This window comes from Erwinia sp., from assembly GCF_049696395.1.
Classification (GTDB): Bacteria; Pseudomonadota; Gammaproteobacteria; order Enterobacterales; family Enterobacteriaceae; genus Erwinia.
On record NZ_JBAVTT010000117.1, the window covers coordinates 15,012 to 30,779 of the forward strand.

General features: G+C 53.7%; 12 protein-coding genes and 1 pseudogene. 4 read left to right on the top strand and 9 right to left on the bottom strand.

All coding sequences use genetic code 11. The annotated features are described in order from the left end of the window. Nucleotides 1-29: 29 nt before the first annotated feature. Complete coding sequence (gene eptB, locus WCC56_RS15035; protein WP_424693157.1) at nucleotides 30-1,688, bottom strand: kdo(2)-lipid A phosphoethanolamine 7''-transferase; 1,659 nt, start codon at nucleotides 1,686-1,688, stop codon at nucleotides 30-32. 519 nt (nucleotides 1,689-2,207) lie between these two features. Here eptB and WCC56_RS15040 point away from each other — a divergent pair. After that, nucleotides 2,208-3,482: a Glu/Leu/Phe/Val family dehydrogenase gene (locus tag WCC56_RS15040; protein ID WP_424693158.1), complete on the top strand. Its 1,275-nt coding sequence runs from the start codon at nucleotides 2,208-2,210 to the stop codon at nucleotides 3,480-3,482. Nucleotides 3,483-3,558: 76 nt separating this feature from the next. Here the strand turns inward: WCC56_RS15040 and WCC56_RS15045 are convergent, their stop codons facing one another. Next, nucleotides 3,559-4,737 (bottom strand): Gfo/Idh/MocA family protein, encoded by a 1,179-nt coding sequence (locus WCC56_RS15045; RefSeq protein ID WP_424693159.1) that lies wholly within the window; start codon nucleotides 4,735-4,737, stop codon nucleotides 3,559-3,561. Between the two features lie 269 nt (nucleotides 4,738-5,006). Here WCC56_RS15045 and WCC56_RS15050 point away from each other — a divergent pair, with 269 nt between their 5' ends. Both WCC56_RS15050 and WCC56_RS15055 read left to right on the top strand, forming a co-directional pair. Further along, the gene (locus WCC56_RS15050) at nucleotides 5,007-6,032 is read left to right on the top strand and encodes a LacI family DNA-binding transcriptional regulator (RefSeq protein WP_424693160.1); all 1,026 of its coding nucleotides are present in this window, start codon (nucleotides 5,007-5,009) and stop codon (nucleotides 6,030-6,032) included. A gap of 210 nt (nucleotides 6,033-6,242) precedes the next feature. Next, nucleotides 6,243-7,166 (top strand): TIM barrel protein, encoded by a 924-nt coding sequence (locus tag WCC56_RS15055; RefSeq protein ID WP_424693161.1) that lies wholly within the window; start codon nucleotides 6,243-6,245, stop codon nucleotides 7,164-7,166. A gap of 72 nt (nucleotides 7,167-7,238) precedes the next feature. Here the strand turns inward: WCC56_RS15055 and WCC56_RS15060 are convergent, their stop codons facing one another. From WCC56_RS15060 to WCC56_RS15070, 3 genes are all read right to left on the bottom strand, one after another. Then, nucleotides 7,239-7,658 (bottom strand): hypothetical protein, encoded by a 420-nt coding sequence (locus WCC56_RS15060; protein WP_424693162.1) that lies wholly within the window; start codon nucleotides 7,656-7,658, stop codon nucleotides 7,239-7,241. 49 nt (nucleotides 7,659-7,707) lie between these two features. Then, on the bottom strand, nucleotides 7,708-8,154 hold the full coding sequence (locus WCC56_RS15065; protein WP_424693163.1) for a DUF441 domain-containing protein: 447 nt from the start codon (nucleotides 8,152-8,154) through the stop codon (nucleotides 7,708-7,710). Nucleotides 8,155-8,244: 90 nt separating this feature from the next. Continuing rightward, nucleotides 8,245-8,880 (bottom strand): hypothetical protein, encoded by a 636-nt coding sequence (locus tag WCC56_RS15070; protein ID WP_424693164.1) that lies wholly within the window; start codon nucleotides 8,878-8,880, stop codon nucleotides 8,245-8,247. Between the two features lie 251 nt (nucleotides 8,881-9,131). On the opposite strand from WCC56_RS15070, the gene hpxO reads away from it, so the two are divergent. After that, nucleotides 9,132-10,289 carry an FAD-dependent urate hydroxylase HpxO gene (hpxO, locus tag WCC56_RS15075; RefSeq protein ID WP_424693165.1) on the top strand — a complete coding sequence of 386 codons (1,158 nt, stop codon included), beginning with the start codon at nucleotides 9,132-9,134 and terminating at the stop codon, nucleotides 10,287-10,289. Nucleotides 10,290-10,384: 95 nt separating this feature from the next. Here hpxO and dcp read toward each other — a convergent pair whose 3' ends face one another. From dcp to WCC56_RS15095, 4 genes and pseudogenes are all read right to left on the bottom strand, one after another. Further along, nucleotides 10,385-12,430 carry a peptidyl-dipeptidase Dcp gene (dcp, locus tag WCC56_RS15080; protein ID WP_424693166.1) on the bottom strand — a complete coding sequence of 682 codons (2,046 nt, stop codon included), beginning with the start codon at nucleotides 12,428-12,430 and terminating at the stop codon, nucleotides 10,385-10,387. 59 nt (nucleotides 12,431-12,489) lie between these two features. Continuing rightward, the gene (gene xdhC / locus WCC56_RS15085) at nucleotides 12,490-13,269 is read right to left on the bottom strand and encodes a xanthine dehydrogenase accessory protein XdhC (RefSeq protein WP_424693167.1); all 780 of its coding nucleotides are present in this window, start codon (nucleotides 13,267-13,269) and stop codon (nucleotides 12,490-12,492) included. Next, nucleotides 13,256-15,625: a xanthine dehydrogenase molybdopterin binding subunit gene (gene xdhB, locus WCC56_RS15090; protein ID WP_424693168.1), complete on the bottom strand. Its 2,370-nt coding sequence runs from the start codon at nucleotides 15,623-15,625 to the stop codon at nucleotides 13,256-13,258. Before xdhB ends, xdhC begins: the two co-directional genes overlap by 14 nt. After that, nucleotides 15,615-15,768 (bottom strand): annotated as a pseudogene (locus WCC56_RS15095) (xanthine dehydrogenase small subunit); the annotation flags it as partial. The pseudogene WCC56_RS15095 and the gene xdhB, both read right to left, overlap by 11 nt.

Here is a 15,768-nt window from a genome sequence, read left to right on the forward strand (position 1 = left end):
GAGGGAGGCCCGGAAGACCTCCCTGAAGATCAAGGGTTAACGTGACACCAGTTGCGTAATTCGTTGATGCCGCCGTCTGGTGAGGTATAGCCCATGCAACCGAGGATGCTGTCGAACAGCTTCTCGTGGAACACCGGGGTTTTATCCTTCGCCAGTTTCTTCAACTGCTGGAACGCCGTGGCGTTGTCAGGGTGTTGCAGGAACTTGTCTGAAGCCCAGACCATAATCGGCACGGTGCGCTGAGCCATTGGCGCTACGTCACGTGGCGTACCGTGGAAGTGCATATTTTTCGAGATAGACTCGCCGTGATCGGAGGCATAAAACACGATCGCGTTTTTGTCCCGCAGCTGGTTAAACACTTGTTCCAGAACGTGGTCAGTGTAGAGCAGGCTGTTATCGTAGGAGTTCACCATCTCTTCCGTAGAACATTGGTCATCAATGCCCTGACACTCCGGTTTGTAACGCGCAAACGAACGTGGGTAGCGTTCGGTGTAAAGGTAATGAGAACCTTTGGTGTGCAGGATAACCAAATGTTTCCCTTGCGGATGGCGGTCAATGGAGTCTTTCAACTCGTTTACCAGCGCCATATCATCAATCGGCTTGCCTACGTTGCGCTTCTCAGACTGGATGGTTTCGCGCAGGGCATAATCGTCAGCCATCACTTTGTTATAGAACCACGCCTCGCTCTGCATTGAGAACAGCTCAGAAGAGAAGCCCTGTTTTTTCAGCACCGAGAAAACGTTCATCTCTTTTAAGGTACGCTGAGGCGCCTCAGACGCGCCGCCTTCCCTGACAAACATACAGCGCAAAGAGAGTTTGGTTGAGGTGTCACAAGAGTATCCCTGCAACGCGGCCAGATTAGGTTCTTTATCGAGGTTCGGCGTGTTATCGCGTTCATAACCATAAAGGCCCATATGATCACGACGGGCGCTTTCGCCAATCACAAACACCACATAAAGGTCATTCACATCTTTCGGGGGTGTATAGGTGAAGTGCGCCGCAGGATCGAACAGATTCCGGCTGTCTTCAGCCTGGCTCCAGCTGCTGTAAGCCAGTAATCCCATCCCTGAAAGCCAGTTGGAGGGAGAATACGTTCCGGCTACCACACCGCCATAGCTGGCCATCATGCGGTTATTCTGTTTATCCAACCGATCCTGATGGTTGCCCATCACTTTCAGCGGAACCCAGCAGCAAACAGCGGCGACCAGCATCACCCCAGCACGGCGCAGATAAGCCAGGCCATTTTTACGGCGGACAGACGCTTCAGGCATTGGGGCCAGCCACAACATCAGCACAGGCAGAACGCTGACCACACCCACCCAAATCATAAAGTGCCAGCCTACCGACTCTTTCGATAAGTCCAGGCTGTCTGTAGCCATCACCGAGGCGATAATCCCGTAGCCAATATCGACATTGAAGAAGATCATGTAATAGCTGGCGGCCACCGAGAACACCACCAGTAACGTGGTCAGTATTCTGAACAGCCATCTTCCGGTCATCGATAACAGTAACGTGGTAAACAGGACCAGCATAAATGCAGCCACAATTTCTATACCGACTGAAAGGATCGCATCATGTTGTAGCTGGTGAAAACGACGGAAAAAGATCGGCAGGTTGAGCAGGATCCCGGTGTATAAAGCAATCAAATAACAGACCCTGGTTTGGGTCAAAAAATGCAGTTTTTTCATCTGGTTCTTCGTAAATGCCGGTGAATGTCATGCCAGGAACAGAGCGCAAGTGTTCTGAAAACTGCCACAGTAATGCTTAATCAAATTGTCAGACAATGTAAAGAGGGCCGAGTTTAGCGCAGCCGCAAAAAAAACGCTGTTATAATGTAACAAATAATGTGTCATCGGCTTGACTCTCCTCTGGTCCTGCCCTTTCGCCCGCAAGTTCTCGTTCCCCTCCTCGCGGCTGAAGGCGAAATTTGATCGCATTCAAACTTCTGATAAATAAAGTCAATGCCACCCATATGCATTTTTACTGCATAAGTATGGGAATAATTGTCAGCTTTCCTGACAGCCTGCCTGGAGTGATAACTATTTATTCGTCATAACCCTGCCGAATCCCGCCCTGCCAACAAATTTCACATTAAATTAACGAATTGGAAACGTCACTTTAGTGGTAGATTCTTCCGCGAAGAAGTCGTATCACCTAATCACCCGCTGATTTCGCAGTACATTTAACTAATTAATGAAAGGTTTGTTATGGATAAGCTATCTTACGTTTCAGAAGGCAGCACAACGGCCTGGTCTACCTACTTGCAGCAAATCGACCGCGTCGCGCCTTACCTTGGTGACCTCACCCGCTGGATCGATACCCTCCGCCATCCTAAGCGCGCACTGATCGTCGATATTCCGCTGCAGATGGATGATGGCAGCATCCGTCATTTCGAAGGTTTCCGCGTGCAGCACAACCTTTCTCGTGGGCCGGGCAAAGGCGGTGTGCGTTATCACCCCAACGTCGATTTGAACGAAGTGATGGCGCTGTCAGCCTGGATGACCATTAAATGTGCTGCGGTTAATCTGCCTTACGGCGGGGCCAAAGGCGGCATTCGTGTCGATCCTTTTAAACTGTCTGAAGGTGAGCTGGAACGTCTGACCCGCCGCTATACCAGCGAAATCGGGCTGATCATTGGGCCGCAGAAGGATATTCCTGCGCCGGATGTTGGCACCAACTCTAAAGTGATGGCCTGGATGATGGACACCTACTCCATGAACCACGGCACCACCATTACCGGCGTAGTGACCGGTAAGCCAATCCACCTTGGCGGATCGTTAGGCCGTGAAAAAGCCACCGGTCGTGGTGTGTATATCACTGGCCGTGAAGTCGCTCGTCGTTCCGGTATTGAAATTGAAGGGGCGAAAATTGCCGTTCAGGGCTTCGGTAATGTCGGCAGCGAGGCGGCACGCCTGTTTGTGGCAGCCGGTGCACGTGTGGTGGTTATTCAGGATCACTCTGCCACCCTGTTCAATGCCGATGGCATCGATCTGACTGCGCTTAGCGAGTGGCAGAACAGCAATAAAAACATTGCTGGATTCCCCGGAGCGGAAGAGATTGCCAGCGAAGCGTTCTGGACCACGCAGATGGATATTCTGATCCCTGCCGCGCTGGAAGGCCAGATTACCCGGGAACGTGCTGAAATCCTCAGCTGCAAGCTGGTGCTCGAGGGGGCAAACGGCCCGACTTATCCTGATGCGGATGACATGCTGACTTCACGCGGGGTTACCGTGGTGCCAGACGTTATCTGTAATGCCGGCGGCGTAACGGTCAGTTACTTCGAATGGGTACAGGATATGGCGAGCTTCTTCTGGAGCGAAAGTGAGATTAACGATCGCATGGACAAGATCATGACCGAAGCGATGATCCACGTTTGGGATAAAGCCAGTGAGAAATCCTGTAGTCTGCGCACCGCAGCCTACATCGTGGCCTGCGAACGTATTCTGATGGCCCGTAAAGACCGGGGAATTTACCCTGGTTGATACACTCAGGGCGGAGAAATCCGCCCTGAAATCTGAACGTTAACGGGCTAGTCGCCGCTTTTGGTTGATCACCATTTTATTCAAAATTCACCCAAACCGCGCCACTGTCAGCAGAACGTACGCAGTTCTCTACCCAACGCACACCGTCCAGGCCCGCATCAATGTCCGGGTAAACCAAATCGGCAAGCGTCGACTCATCTCCCCGCTGCTTTGCATCAATAGCTACCGCGAACTTCAGGTAGATATTCGACCATGACTCAATCAACCCTTCGGTGTGCAGTGCACCCAGACGATCGTCTGCCAGAGCGGATTCATCCAGGTAAGGCATACCGTGATGCATCACCTGATTTGGCTGGCCCTGCACCTCATAAACCAGCTCGTTTGGCTGGTAATCGCCCCATTGCAGGCTTCCTTTTGACCCTACCACGCGAATAAACTGGCTGTTCATCGAGCCCGCATTAATGGCCGATGTCCATAAGCGGCCAACCGCACCACCGTGATAATGCATCAGCACCATGGCGTTATCTTCCAGCGGAGCGCGTGACGGGATAAAACTCTGGCGATCGCACAGCAGTGAATGCAGTTTTAAGTCAGGCAGCACCAACTGAGAAATGTAAAAAGTGTGGGTAGAGAGATCGCCCAGCACAAAACTCGGCCCGGCGATTTTCGGATCGACTCGCCATTTCTGCGCATCGGAAAATTTATCCGCGCTGTCATTGGCGCTGAAACCGTGGGTATATTGCATTTCCACCATACGCACGTCGCCAATATCCCCGTTGGCGATCATTTTGCGCATTTGCAGCAGCATCTGATGGCCTGAATACCCATAGGTTACGCCAACGATCAGCCCTTTCTCTTCAGCCAGCTGTTTAACGTCTTTGACTTCTGCAGTGGTAAAGAACAGGGGTTTTTCACAAATCACATGCAGCCCGGCATTCAATGCCGCTTTGGTGATGTCATAGTGCGTGCCGTTGGGCGTGGCGATGGTAACCACTTCAATGCCATCCGCGCGCTTAGCCTCTTCTGCAAACATTTCCGGGTAGCTGTCGTAACACCGGCTGGCTTCCACGCCAATATTGACCCCAAAGTCACGACCGCGCTGGGCATCAATATCAAACGCCCCCGCCACCAGCTGATACGCGGTGTTATCTCGCAGTGCACCGCAGCGGTGTTTATACCCGACCTGGCTTAATCTGCCCCCACCAACCATTGCCCAGCGCAGTGGACGGGCGATTTTTTTCTCTCCATTCAACATAACGACCTCTTCTATCGGGTTTATACAGGGTAAGGGGGTCTCAGCTTCCGCTTTGCAACCGGGTGCAAAACAAGGCGTGCAACCGGGTGCAAATTTTGTTCTACGCTGAGATAACGGATGAACTTTCAGAGAGATCGCGAACTATGTCAAACGGCAGTCAACCAATTTCTCTGGGCAGATCACAGGAATAACTTTTTTTGCACCCGGTTGCATGAAGCGGATCGTATTGTGCATTACACTGAGCATCTGATGAAAAGTGAGCGGTTCTCATGAGCGAAAAAAATCCCCAACACCCTCCTGCCCGTAAGGTCACTGCCAGCGATGTGGCTAAACTCGCTGGCGTCTCGAAATGGACGGTTTCCCGCGCGTTTACTGATGGCGCTTCGATTTCACCGCTAGCCCTGGAACGGGTACAGCAGGCAGCAAAAGAACTGGGGTACCGCCCTAACCTGCTGGCGCGCAGTTTATCCAAGAGAAGCTCACATCTGATTGGGGTGGTGGTGGATGAAATGCTGAATCCTAATCTGCTCACTTTGCTGGACCAGGTGACACAACAGTTACAGTTGCGCGGCTATATGGCTCTGCTGATCAATATCAGTGCGCAAAAAAGCGAAGAGGCCGTGCTGACTCTGGCCGATCAGTTGCAGGTGGATGGCTTACTGTTTCTCGGCACGCTGTTAAGCGATGAGTTGATCGCCCTCGCCCGGGATATTCACCGTATTCCCCTGGTGCAACTCTGCCGTAACGATGACAATCCCTATATTCAGATTATCAACACTGACGGCTATCAGGCAGGCTATCAAACGGCCAATTTACTCCATCAGCAGGGTTACCAGCGTTTCAGCTATATGAAAGGCCCTGATACCGAATCAACCCAGCTGCTGCGTTTCGAAGGATATCGCGATCGCCTTGGAGAACTTGGCATAGCCGAAGCTGAAATCACCCTGTTGAAAGCCAACCATTACAACCGTGCCAGCGGTTTCAATGCCTTCGAGCATTACCTGAAATCCACGCCGGAAACCGAATGGACTGAGGCGATATTCTGTGAGAACGACATTCTTGCCATCGGGGTGATGGATGCGCTGGAGAGTACGGCCCCACAGGTGCATTTAGGCATCATCGGTTATGACGATATTGAACTGGCTGGCTCGTCACGTTACCAATTAACGACCCATGCTCAGCCGTTAAATGACATGTTGCATGAGGCGGTTTATCGCCTGACTGCGCCTGAAGGCCAGCAAAAAACCTATGATCATCAGGATCAGTTGAAGTTGCGTCGCTCGCATCTCAGGTAGCCATTTCTGCGGCAGAGCCTGACTGATTCAGATCTTTTAAGCGTCGCACGGTGCCGGAAACGCTCATTTTCCATCCTGAATCGCCGCCGCGGCGATCAAAATATGACCCATCTCAAAGAACTAATATTTCATATAATCTTTAAATGGAATATTAGTTCCTTATAAAATAGGCTCGTTTCATTAAGACCCTTTACCTCACAGGACAGACTGATGAAACCACGCTATCCCATTGCCAATGCACCCTGCAGCTGGGGCGTTGATGACCCTAAAAACCCGTTCCTGCCCCCCTGGAACAAAGTCCTGACTGAAGCCCGAGAAGCAGGCTACCGCAGCATTGAGCTGGGGCCGTGGGGCTACCTGCCTACGGATCCTGTTGCCCTGAAGCAGGCACTGGAAAGCCATCAACTGTCGTTGGTAGCCGGAACGCTGTTTGATGACCTGATGTCTGAAGCGAACTTCAGCAAGATGGTTGAGCTGACCCATGCCATTTGTGCCACTTTGCAAAAAGTCCCGGTCAGCAGTGCTGACAGTGATGTCCCGCCGCCTTATCTGGTGATCATCGACTTTGGCGACGCAGAACGTGCCCGCTGTGCCGGTCAATCCGATCGTGCCAAACGCCTGTCGGAAGCGGACTGGCAAAGAATGGTGTCCAATATTCGCGAACTGAGCCGCATTGCCTGGCAGGATTATGGCGTGCGTCCGGTTATCCATCCTCACGCCGGCGGTTTTATCGAATTCGGTGACGAAATCGATCGTATCGCCCGTGACATTCCTGAAGCGGAAGCGGGACTTTGTCTGGATACCGGTCACCTCTATTACGCGGGGCTGGATCCTGTGGCCTGGTTAAGAAAATACGCTGACCGCATCGACTATCTGCATTTTAAAGATGTGAACAAAGCGGTTTTTGAAACGGCCATCAGCCAGCAACAGGATTTCTTCAGCGCCTGCGCGGCTGGGGTGATGTGCCCACTTGGTAGCGGAGATGTTGATTATCCGGCGGTAAGAGCGCTGCTCGCTGAGCTGAACTGGCAAGGCTGGATCACCATCGAGCAGGAGCGCGATCCCCGTGATGTGGCTGGCAGCTTGAAAGATGTCACCGCCAGCCTGCACTACCTGCGTAGCGTAGGTTTCTGAGACCGGCTTCTGTGGCAATGTCGGTCATTGTTGGGGGGAAAGCCCTACGGTCTTGCCCCTCTCCTGCGTTCGTTATTCTGCCTGGGCAGCCGCCACGGCTGCGGCATACTGGGTTTTGAACGCTTCGTTGTCTTCAGTCAGGCGAATGGCTGCTTCGATCATTTCGTTCTGCATCAGCGAGGTAGCGCCGCTGGTGCGCCAGTGAATATAAAGCACGCACAATGCGCCAACCTGCAGCATGTCTTCTTCACTGCTGCCGTTGCCTTCAAAGCCGTACTCTTCATCAGACCAACGGTAAACGTCCGCCACAAACGGCATTTCACCGTTTTCATCCAGCGGTGGCAGCGTGGCAAACAGCGCCAGCATCTCTGGCGTGGCGATATAGCTCTGGCGCCCTACAGCATCCAACTGCTTACCGCGCGAACGCTTGTTGTTAGCCTGCTTCGCTTTGGTCTTGGCGCGTTTTGCACGTTTATCTTGTTTATTGCTCACCGGTCACTTCTCGCTTTAAAAAAAAGAGCGCAATCATAGCAGACCCCCGCTACATTTTGCCGATAAACAACGAAACCAATCCAGCCGCGATTAACGGCCCAACCGGCACACCACGGAACAGCGAAACGCCAATAATGGTGCCAATCAATAATCCGCCCACCACGCTCGGTTGGCTGCTCATCAAGGTTACGCCTCTGCCGCCAACCCAGGAAACAAAGATCCCGATAGCGATAGCCAGCAAAGATTTCCAGTGCAGGAAAGAGTGCATTAGCGTGGTGCCGGGAATGGTTCCGCTGGCAATGGGTGCCATAACGCCGATGGTCAGGATGATGATCCCCACCGTGACGCCCTGCTTCTCAATCCAGGGAAAGAAACTGCTTAGCGGGGTCATTTTGACCACAATCAGCACCAGCAGCGCGATGGCCACGGTAAGGTTATTACTGAAATAGCTGAGGCCGGCCAGAACCAGCAGAATGAATAAAGTCAGATCGAACATAAAAGAACCCAGACGTAACCTGTTGTGCGGACAGCATAAAACACTTTTACGCTGACCAGCAGACTTTTTTAACGTTTCATTAACTTTAACTCAGAGGATCGTATCGATAGCCGCCTGCAGGCTGACCTGAGGCCCGGTCAGTACCGCAAGCGTGGTGTTAATGTACTTTTCGGCTCCCGCCATCGAGGCCTGCGCCAGCACGATGCAGCCCAGGGAACAGTCTGGACGTTGCTGAACATAGTGGGCAATTTCGCGATGATAGCCTTCAATGTCGCCTGTATTAAACGAAGCCCAGGCTCTTGGGATCAGCTCAACGGCCAGTCTGTCACCGGGGATAAAGGCTTCAAATAACGCCTTCGTCGCGGCCACGGTGCTGTGCGCAGTACAAAGCACCAGAATGGCGCCATGATAGCGAGAAGCCACTTTGGCCAGCGTGGCATCTACACGCAGCACGGGTTTACTGAATTGCTTAGCGTCCCAGGCTACCACGCCCAATGTGGTGCAGGTAACGATCACCGCATCAGCATGCTCGCATAATTCAACAATGGCCTGGCGAGTGGCGGCGGCAATCTCCTGCGTTACCTCATTCGCTTCTACCGCCTGCTCGAACAAGTCATTCTCAACCCGATGCAGCAGCTGAATATCGCCAAAGTCCAGCGAACGCAGCGCTTGTTCAAACACCTCAATATTACTTCTTGCAGCATGCAGGCAGGCGATGATGGCCATTCGGGCTTCTCCGGAAAGGGTATGCCGTTACTGTGACAAAGATCGCCAATTTTGCCAACTTTTCGTACTGCATAATTGCAGGCGTTTCACCAGATACTCACCATAACAGTGCAATGCATCACAATAATGCAGGATTAAGTTGAAACTATTGTTTCAGACAGGCGTGAAGCCGCGGCTGCCGCGCCTTTCGTCGTCATAAGAAATTGGTATAGAAATTGCTTAATTACTCTTATGACAGAAAGGAGAGACAGATGAAAGCGATAGTGATTGGTGCCGGTATTGGCGGGATGTGCACGGCGATTGCCCTGCAGCGTTTTGGCATTCAGACCGAGGTGTTTGAAGCCGTCAAAGAGATTAAGCCGGTTGGCGCAGCCATTTCCATCTGGCCGAATGGCGTGAAGTGCCTGAATTTCCTTGGGATGAAAGAGCAACTCCGTAAGCTTGGTGGCCCAATGAAAGCCATGGCCTATAACGATTATCAGACGGGAACCACCCTGACACAGTTCAGCCTCGATCCTTTGGTGGCTGACTCCGGCGAGCGCCCTTATCCGGTCGCCCGGGCTGAACTCCAGGCCATGCTGCTGGACACTTACGGACGCGAAAAAGTGCAGTTCGGTAAACGCGTAGCCCGTGTAGAGCAGGATGAAAACGGGGTAACGGCCTGGTTTGAAGATGGCAGCGAAGCGCATGGCGACCTGCTGATCGCCTGCGATGGCACCCACTCTGTGGTGCGCAAATATGTGCTTGGCCGTACGGTTGAGCGCCGCTATGCCGGATATGTTAACTGGAACGGCCTGGTCGACATTGACGAAAGCATTGCTCCGGCTCAGCAATGGACCACCTTTGTCGGTGAAGGTAAACGGGTTTCGCTGATGCCGGTAGCCAACAACCGTTTTTACTTCTTCTTTGATGTGCCGCTTCCTGCCGGTCTGACCGAGGATCGTAGCAGCGTTCGTGACGATTTAACCCGCTACTTCACCGGTTGGGCTGCACCCGTGCAAAAACTGATTGGACAGATTAACCCGGAAACCACCAACCGTGTGGAGATCCACGATATCGATCCGTTCCCGGAACTGGTGAAGGGCCGTGTCGCATTGTTGGGTGATGCTGCTCACAGCACCACGCCGGATATTGGTCAGGGTGGCTGTGCGGCGATGGAGGATGCTGTCGTGTTGGCGAATTGCCTGCAGACCAACTCGCTGGGGATTGAAGATGCCCTGCTGCGTTATCAATTTAAACGCGCCGATCGGGTAAAAGACCTGGTGCTGAAGGCCCGTAAGCGCTGTGATGTTACCCACGGTAAAGAGAGGGACGTGACCGAACAGTGGTACGAAGATTTAAAAAGTGAAACCGGCGAGCGCATCCTCCACGGTATGTGCGACACCATTCAGGGCGGCCCGCTGGCCTGAAGCTAAACGGGGCGAGAAGTGGAAACCGCTCCTCAACATCTGCAAACGTTGAGGAGCAAATATTACCTTCCGCTCCGGTTACTTGCAGGAGAGCATCAGGCTTCCTTCAGACCGCGATTTATTAACATCGGTTCTATCACTGGATCCTGACCACGCCAGTCAGCATACAACTGCTTTAAATCCTCGCTGTTGCCACGTGACAGGATCTTCTCCCGGAAAACTTGCCCGTTTTCCGCCGTCAGGCCGCCCTGCTCGTTAAACCATTCGAAGCCATCGTCTGCCAGCATCTGAGTCCAGATATAGGCGTAATACCCCGCGGCATAGCCATTGCCCCAGATATGCTGGAAATAGCTTGAACGGTAACGCGGAGGAACTTGCGGCAGGTCGATGTTATCCGCCTGTAACGCCTGCTTCTCGAAGGCCGCCACGTCGGTGGGTTTAGATTCAGCGCTCAGACTGTGCCAGTGAAAATCGAGCAAGGCCGCCGCCAGCAGCTCGGTCATGTCATAGCCTTTATTAAATTTGCTGGCTTTAACAATCTTGTCGCGCAGCGCCTGCGGCATAGGCTCACCGGTTTTATAGTGCCGGGCGTAGTGCATAAACACCTGCTCATTGCTGGCCCAGTGCTCATTAATCTGTGACGGGAACTCGACAAAATCCCTTGGCGTGTTGGTGCCAGACAGCGTGGGATAGGTCTGTTCAGCAAACAGTCCGTGCAGCGTATGGCCAAATTCGTGGAACAGCGTGATCACATCATCCCAGGAGATCAACGCTGGCTGACCTTCAGCAGGTTTGCTGTAATTACAAACGTTATAGATCACCGGATGCGTGCCCAGCAATTTCGACTGATCCACAAAGTTGCTCATCCAGGCGCCACCGCCTTTGCTTTCACGTTTAAAGAAATCGGTATAGAACAACGCCATCGGCAGACCGTTGTTATCAATAATCTCATAAACGGTGACATCAGGATGCCAGACTGGCAGGTCTTCACGGCGGGCAAAGGTGATACCAAATAACTGAGTTGCGGCATAAAACACGCCGTTTTCCAGCACGTTGGTCACTTCAAAGTAAGGTTTGATCTGGCTCTCGTCGAGGTCGTATTTCGCCCGGCGAACCTGCTCGGCGTAAAACAACCAGTCCCAGGGCTCCAGACCGAAGCCGCCCTGCTGCTGGTCAATCACCGCCTGGATGTCGGCCGCCTCTCTTTTCGCCCGAGCAGTAGCGGCGGGCACAATAGCCTGCATAAATTCCTGAGCGGCCTGCGGGGTTTTTGCCATCTGATCCTGCAACTTCCACGCTGCAAAGCTGCTGAAACCCAACAGTTGCGCTTGTTGCGCGCGAACAGAAGCCAGTTTTACGATCAGCTCGCGGGTGTCATTTTCATCGCCTTTCTCGGTACGACGCCAGGCGTGGTCGAACAACATTTCGCGGGTTTTCCGATCGGTCAGATCCTGCAGCACCGGCTGTTGCGTAGTGTTTTGCAGCGCTAACCACCAGTGTTCCTGCAAACCGCGCTCTGCAGCTGCCTGAGCCGCAACAGTTAATTCGGCCTCGCTCAACCCGGCTAACCGATCGGCGGTGCTGAGGCTTAAGCCACCGGCTTTGGTTCCTGCCAGCAGACGATTGGTGAACTGGGTACTGAGCGTGGCGGACTGCTGATTAAGGGCTTTCAGGGCGGTTTTTTGATCGTCGCTCAGGCTGGCGCCAGCCAGCTGGAATGTCTGCCAGACAACGTTGACTAACCGCAGCGCTTCGGCAGGAAGCTCCAGCGAGTCACGCTGTTGATAAACGCGATCAAGGCGGGCAAACAGTTTGCTGTTAAGGCGGATTTCATCGTTCAGCGCGGCAAACTGGGGGGACATCTCTTCGTCCAGCGCCTGTAGCGTGGCGTTGGTGTTGGCGGAAGTCATCGCACCAAAGACATTCTCGACGCGGCGCAGCATCAGCCCGCACTTCTCCAGCGCTTCATAGGTATTTTCGAAGCTCGGTTCATCGGGATTTTCAGCTATCTGCTGCACTTCCGCCCGTTTTTGCGCCATCGCTTCTTCCAGCGCCGGGCGGTAATCTGCATCGGAAATCCGATCGAAAGGCGGAGCCTGATAAGGCAGTGTACTTGGCTGACTGAACGGATTGGCTTGCATCGCTGATCTCCTTGTCCTGGTAGACCTTCAGCATAGGCGGATAATCCGCCTAAGCCAACTCAATCAGTATCAGCCCGTTGATAAGTGGCAATAATTTCTCCAGCCACTGCCACCGCGATTTCCGCTGGCAATTTTCCGGTGACATCGGGCAGCCCAATGGGGCAGCGCATACTGTCCAGCTGCTGGCGGCTGAAACCTTTACCTTCAAGGCGATAGTCAAAGCGCTGACGCTTGGTCTGCGATCCAATCACGCCGAAATAGCGGTAATCCCCCCGCTTCAGAATCGTTTCGCACAGTTCAAGATCGCGCGGATGATGATGCGTCATCACCACAAAATAGCTGTCTGGCGGCATCAGATTCACCTGCTCTGTGGGATCGTCCATGCAGCAAACCGTTACGCCTGGCGGCACGCTGCTGAACTGTTCACGGCGTTCATCCACCCAGAATACGTTACAGGGTAACGTCGACAGCAGGTTAACCAGCGCCTGACCGACGTGCCCGGCACCAAATACCACAATCTGTGGCTGAACCTGTAACAGAGGCTCAAACAGCACCGTGGTCATGCCGCCGCAACACTGCCCAAGCTTTGCCCCAAGATTAAAATGCTCGCTGTAGGGCTGAGGCTGTTTCGCGGCAAGCATCTCTCTGGCGGTAGCAATACATTTAAATTCCAGATGCCCGCCGCCAATCGTCAGGTAGGTTTTGGTCGCGGTGACCACCATTTTACTGCCCCGATCGCGCGGGACAGAACCTTTCTCATCCAGCACGGTGAGCAGAACGCAAGGTTCACGCCGCTCACGCAGTTGGGCCAGCACCATAATCCAGTCATCTGTGCGCATCGGTCACCTCTGGTCTGAGTTTTTCAGCACCCCAGAACACCCTTTCCGGCGTTGCTGGCGCATCCAGCAGTGGATGCCGCTGATAGTTGCTGACGCTGGAGACGGCATCCTGTAGCGCACACCAGGCGGCGATGCCCAACATAAACGGCGGTTCCCCTACGGCTTTGGAATGGAACACCGTGTCTTTCGGGTTCTTGCGGTTTTCTACCAGCATCACGCGCATATCCGCAGGGACATCGCCAATCGCCGGGATCTTGTAACTTGCCGGGCCGTCAGTCATTAAACGGCCTTTGTCGTTCCATACCAGCTCTTCACAGGTTAGCCAGCCCACGCCCTGCACGAAACCGCCTTCGACCTGTCCAATATCTATCGCCGGGTTCAGGGAAGCCCCAACGTCATGCAGGATGTCAGCGCGCAACAGGCGATATTCTCCGGTCAGCGTATCGATAATCACTTCCGCACAGGCTGCACCGTAGGCGAAGTAGTAAAATGGCGTCCCGCGCCCGGCCTGCCGATCGTAATGAATGCCTGGCACTTTGTAGTAGCCGGTCGCGGAGAGCGGAACCTGATTGAACCAGGCCATTTGCGCCACATCCGGGAAGGTGAAATGCTTGTCTTTCACCCGCACGATACCGTTACTGAAATTCACCTCTTCAGCGTTGCAACTGTGCAGCTTGCACAACATTTCTGTTAACCGATCGCGCAGAATTTCCGCCGCATTCTGCGCTGCTTTACCGTTCAGGTCGGTGCCGCTGGAAGCGGCCGTTGGCGAGGTGTTAGGCACTTTGCCGGTGTCTGTGGCGGTGATCTGAATCTGATCAACATCGATCTGCAGCACTTCGGCCACGATCTGCGCCACTTTGGTATTCAAACCCTGGCCCATTTCGGTGCCGCCGTGGTTCAGCTGTACCGTGCCATCGGTGTAAATCAGGATCAGCGCGCCAGCCTGATTGAGGAAGCTGGAGGTGAAGGAAATGCCGAATTTCACCGGCGTCAGCGCCAGTCCACGCTTCAGATAAGGGCTGGTGGCGTTGAAAGCGCGGATCTCTTCGCGCCGCGCCGCATAAGAGGCGCTGACCTCCAGCTGTTCCGTCATTTCCGCCATCAGATTGTCTTCCACCTTCTGGTGGTAATGGGTGATATTGCGCTCTTCTTTGCCGTAGTAGTTCCGCTTACGCACTTCCAGCGGGTCCAGCTTCAGTTCGCGGGCGATGTGATCCATGATCTGTTCAATCGCCACCATTCCCTGTGGCCCACCGAATCCCCGGTAAGCGGTATTGGAGGCGGTGTTGGTTTTGCAGCGGTAACCGGTTACCAGCGCATCTCCCAGGTAATAAGCATTGTCGGCATGGAACATCGCACGGTCGATGATCGATCCGGAAAGGTCCAGTGAGTAACCGCAGTTGCCAGCCAGATCTATTTTTACCCCACAGAAGCGCCCTTGCTCGTCCACACCGATGTCATAACGCACATAGAAAGGATGGCGTTTGCCGGTCATCCGCATATCGTCTCGCCGCGCAAGGCGCATTTTTACCGGACGATGAGTCATTCTGGCCGCGACTGCGCACAGGCAGGCCACGCCAGCAGCCTGAGTCTCTTTACCGCCGAAACCGCCACCCATACGGCGCATGTCGAGGGTGACTTTGTTCATGGTGATCCCCATAACTGAGGCCACCAGCTTCTGCACTTCCGTTGGGTTCTGGGTGGAAGAAAAGACCTGCAGCGAGTTGTCTTCACCAGGAATGACCATCGCTACCTGCGTCTCCAGGTAGAAATGCTCCTGGCCGCCAATATGGAACTCGCCCTGTAACCGGTGAGTAGCTCGCTCCAGTGCAGCCTGAGCATCACCACGTTGATGAACATGCGGTTGCTGCACAAAGTGGTGCTTCTCCAGCGCTTCTTTCACGTCGAGCATCGGCGTGAGCACTTCGTATTCAATAATGGCCGCTTCAGCGGCAAGGCGTGCGGCGTCCGGTGTTTCTGCCGCCACAACCAGCACAACCTGACCTGCGTACTCCACCAGATCTTTCGCCAGCAGCGGATCGCCCGGTTCCAGTGGACCAATATCCAGCTCGCCAGGCACCTGATGCCAGGTTAACACCTGCACCACGCCAGCAATGGCGTAGCACGGCTCGACGTTGATATTCAGGATACGGGCGTGAGCATGTTCACTCAGCCTTGGGCAAAGGTGCAGCATGCCCGGCAGTTCCAGCTTATCGTCAATATATACCGCTTCACCCGAGACATGTTTATCGGCACTTTCATGCTTGTTGCTTTTCCCTACGCCGCTCTGGATGCCTTCCAGGTACTGTCTGGCAATCACTTCTTCAGCCACTTCGTGGCGATTATGAGACATAGCGTGATACCTCCCTCAACGTCAGCTCACCAGAACGGGAGGCGTAAAAACGGCGCAACAGATTTTTGGCTATCTGCAGGCGGTAATCTGCTGTAGCGCGGAAGTCGCTCAACGGTTTGAAGTCCTGCTCCAGCGCGGCGCAA

What these genes read in the sequence shown, in the direction of transcription:
- WCC56_RS15070 (WP_424693164.1), bottom strand. Translation starts at nt 8,880, where the DNA reads ATGGCCATCATCGCCTGCCTGCATGCTGCAAGAAGTAATATTGAGGTG.
- WCC56_RS15065 (WP_424693163.1), bottom strand. Translation starts at nt 8,154, where the DNA reads ATGTTCGATCTGACTTTATTCATTCTGCTGGTTCTGGCCGGCCTCAGC.
- WCC56_RS15055 (WP_424693161.1), top strand. Translation starts at nt 6,243, where the DNA reads ATGAAACCACGCTATCCCATTGCCAATGCACCCTGCAGCTGGGGCGTT.
- eptB (WP_424693157.1), bottom strand. Translation starts at nt 1,688, where the DNA reads ATGAAAAAACTGCATTTTTTGACCCAAACCAGGGTCTGTTATTTGATT.
- hpxO (WP_424693165.1), top strand. Translation starts at nt 9,132, where the DNA reads ATGAAAGCGATAGTGATTGGTGCCGGTATTGGCGGGATGTGCACGGCG.
- WCC56_RS15045 (WP_424693159.1), bottom strand. Translation starts at nt 4,737, where the DNA reads ATGTTGAATGGAGAGAAAAAAATCGCCCGTCCACTGCGCTGGGCAATG.
- dcp (WP_424693166.1), bottom strand. Translation starts at nt 12,430, where the DNA reads ATGCAAGCCAATCCGTTCAGTCAGCCAAGTACACTGCCTTATCAGGCT.
- WCC56_RS15040 (WP_424693158.1), top strand. Translation starts at nt 2,208, where the DNA reads ATGGATAAGCTATCTTACGTTTCAGAAGGCAGCACAACGGCCTGGTCT.
- xdhB (WP_424693168.1), bottom strand. Translation starts at nt 15,625, where the DNA reads ATGTCTCATAATCGCCACGAAGTGGCTGAAGAAGTGATTGCCAGACAG.
- WCC56_RS15050 (WP_424693160.1), top strand. Translation starts at nt 5,007, where the DNA reads ATGAGCGAAAAAAATCCCCAACACCCTCCTGCCCGTAAGGTCACTGCC.
- xdhC (WP_424693167.1), bottom strand. Translation starts at nt 13,269, where the DNA reads ATGCGCACAGATGACTGGATTATGGTGCTGGCCCAACTGCGTGAGCGG.